General features: G+C 64.4%; 2 protein-coding genes. Both read right to left on the bottom strand.

The genetic code is table 11. The features are described from left to right. Positions 1–208 (bottom strand): hypothetical protein (locus tag AC1DXV_RS32905; protein ID WP_477937706.1); only part of this gene is annotated, 208 nt, incomplete at its 3' end. A gap of 508 nt (positions 209–716) precedes the next feature. Next, the coding region (locus AC1DXV_RS32900) for a polymorphic toxin type 47 domain-containing protein (RefSeq protein WP_477937704.1) at positions 717–3,345 on the bottom strand (2,629 nt) is incomplete at its 5' end.

Below are 3,345 nucleotides of genomic sequence, written 5' to 3'. Positions count from 1 at the left end.
GCAGCGTCATCCGCCCGAGCACGTCGTACTGCATCGTCGTCTGCCCGCCGCGCTGCAGCTGCAGCGGGTTCTGCTGCCGCACCACCTGGCCCAGCGCGTCGTAGCGGTACTCGATCACCCCGGCGTCCGGGTCGGTCAGCTTGAGCTTGTTGCCCCGCACGTCGTAGCTGATCTGCACGCTGTTCTGCAGCGCATCCTTCGTCGCCACCAGGTTGCCGAACGCGTCGTGCTGGTGAACGATCTGCGCGCCCAGCGGATCGGTGATGCGGATCGTGCGCCCTTCGACACGTCAACCCAAGCTCTCCACCCACGACTCAGCGACACCCCAACCTACGACAAAGTCGTGATGGTTGCTGCAGAGTAGGTAACTCGCATCCTCGTCACAGACATAGAACTCGAGCGCCGGACACTCCTTCAATACTCGCAGCAGGTCGGAGCCGGTCATAAACTTCCAGACTGTGTTCGCCCCATTCAGGAACATCAAGCAGGTCGTCGTTCCAACGTACCTCGGAATGAGTTCCCAGCCATCTGGTCGTAGCCGCCCCTCAGGCGCAGCATTGTCATCCCAAGGTTCGTGTCGCCTGACGTCCACACCGAGCCTCTCTAGCAACCTAAGCACCATTGCCTGTTTTTCGCCAGTCCCTAGGACCGCTACCGGAACTCCTGTCGCAGTAAGCGCCAAAGATACGTGATCCAAACTCATCGCCGCTGCTTCCCTAACGATTGAACGGAACTTCATCCAGAAGGATGTGCCCTCGGACTGCACCACCATCCCCTCGCTTGCCGCCGGACTGGAACCCCACGTGAGGGACGTCAGGCCCGTTCTTGGCGTGTGCCCAGTCAACATTGACCTCCGCTCCGCTCTTGTGTCGCCATTCCACTGGGAATGACTTTCCGTTCGCGTCTCGTGCCCACCGCGTCACTTCGAACTCGCTCTTTGGCAGTCCCGTCTTTTCGAACGCGGTGTTGAGCGCATCGCCCACGCTCTTGCCGGATCCTCGGAAGTCAAGATCATTGGGGCCAAGCTTCCACCGCGTCCCCTTTGCAGCACCACCTCCTCCAGTGCTCGGTCCCGGCGCAAGCACGCCCGACTGAGAATCGTCAGGACGGTTGCCCGACCAAAGACCACTGACCATCGCAGCCGCAAACCACGGCGCAACCTTGCCTGACTCGACGCCCTTTTGCAACGTCTCTGCCGCCCAGGTCTCAACCAGTTCGTTCGGCGTCGGGAAACCGCCATTAGGCTCAAGATTGCCAGCTTCTCCACGCCACTGACGCAGTTCGGCCGATGCTCGCCCTATCGCCCCGCCATCGTCTGCTCCCTTCGCGACTGCAGCACCTTGCCGTTGATTGTCGGGCGAGGTCTTCGTCGCTGTCGTGTTGACCGTCTCATTGGGCGTCGGGTTGGGATGTCCCAGCGGATTCTCACCCGTTGGCAGACATTTCGGGCGGCAAATGCTGCGCGGATCCCAGGTCTTGTCTTCCTTCTTGTCCGCCCACCCGCTCGGATCCGTGCGCGCCAGCGGGTCGTTGCGCACGTAGCTGTAGCGGTTGTAGGTCTGCAGGTCCGACGGGTCGCTGACTAGCTGGTCCACCGACAGGAAGCGACCGATCGTCGGGTCATACATCCGGCCGTTCATGTGCGTGAGCCCGATGTCATCGAGCTGCTCATGGCCGGTGAAGCCGCGGTCGGTGCCGCTGTTGACGGCCGGGCTCCAGTCGATCACCAGCGTGCCGGCGGCGTCGTAGTTGCCATTCGCAAAGCGGCGCTTGCCGAACGGGTCGTAGGCGTCGCGGGCCGTCACGTCGCCGTTGTGATCCGTGGTCGCAGCGATGCTGCCCAGGTGGTCCTTGTGCCAGTACTCCAGCTTCACCGCTGTCATGCTGGACTGCACTACTGGCGCGGTCTGGGTCGCGCCGAGTGCCGGCAGCGCTCCGGTGGTGACCAGCACACCGAGGCTCTGGCCGCCGGCGCTCAGGTAGTGCCGGTTGCTCGTGACGGCAGGGTTCGCAGCACTCGGATTGGTCGGCGCATTGACCTCGCTCTCGAAGGCCAGCCCTCCGGTGTTGTCCGGGTGCAGGTACCACGTCGTTCTCGTACCGGCATTGACGCCACTTGGGATCGTCCGCACCTCGCGGATGCGGGCGTGATCTTCGTCGTAGCTCCACACGTAGCTTGGCCCGCCTGACGGTCCTTGCACACCGCTCTGGCTGTCCGGCAGGTTGAAGCCCGTGTAGGTGATGCCGCGGTACTTGCCCGCCGTCGCGCTCGCGATGTTCCCGTTAGCATCGAACCCGTAAGTGTTGCCGGCTGCGCCTTCAATCGATTGAACGGCATGCGGCCTCACCGCATTGGCACCCTGCGCGCTGTAGCTGTACACCCCCACATCGCTCTTGTAGAGAATGCTGCCCAGCGCGTTGTATTGCAGGCTCACGGTGCGCACGAGACCGCTGATCGCAGGCGCCGCCACCGTGTAGCGCTGCAGCCGGCCGAGCGCGTCGTGCTCGAAGTTCTCCGTCACCGCGCCGGTGCTGCCGTCTCCGTTCGCATCGTTGCGGTTCGTGAGGCGCCCCAGACTGTCCCAGACGTAGCCGTGGTTCAGCACGTCGGCCGCGTTACCCTTGCCGGTCGTCAGGCTGCTGGCACGGCCCGTCGCAGCTTCATAGCTCGACTTGCTCACCACCGAGCTGCTGTAGCGCTGCTGCTCCAGCCGATCCCACGCGTTGTAGGCCTGCGCCTGCCACAGCACCGTGCCGGCCGGCAGCGTGACGCTCGCACCCGGTGTGCCCCCTGGTGTGGCCGGCAACGGGTTCACCGTGACCGCCGTCGCCAACGACACGCTGCCGAGGAACCCCTTCGGCGTGTAGCCGTAGTTCACCGTCAGCCCGGTCGGCCAGGTCTGTGTCGCCTGCCGGCCATTCGCGTCATAGCTGAGCGAACTCGCAAAGCTCGGCCCGTTCACCACCGTCGTGCGGTTGCTGACCAGCCGCCCCAGGCTGTCGTACACCCACTGCTGGCTCAWGTCGGTRCTGGCGCTSGTCGCGCACAGCTTGCCGATGCCCATCGCGCAGTTGTCGTAGGTCCAGGTGCKSSYGTAYTCCGGCTCGGTGCGCWGCGTCATCCGCCCGAGCACGTCGTACTGCATCGTCGTCTGCCCGCCGCGCTGCAGCTGCAGCGGGTTCTGCTGCCGCACCACCTGGCCCAGCGCGTCGTAGCGGTACTCGATCACCCCGGCGTCCGGGTCGGTCAGCTTGAGCTTGTTGCCCCGCACGTCGTAGCTGATCTGCACGCTGTTCTGCAGCGCATCCTTCGTCGCCACCAGGTTGCCGAACGCGTCGTGCTGG

This window comes from Rhizobacter sp. P3_C12 (assembly GCF_056402735.1).
Note: the sequence above shows the minus strand (reverse complement) of the source record. Positions and strands in the feature narration are given on the sequence as shown.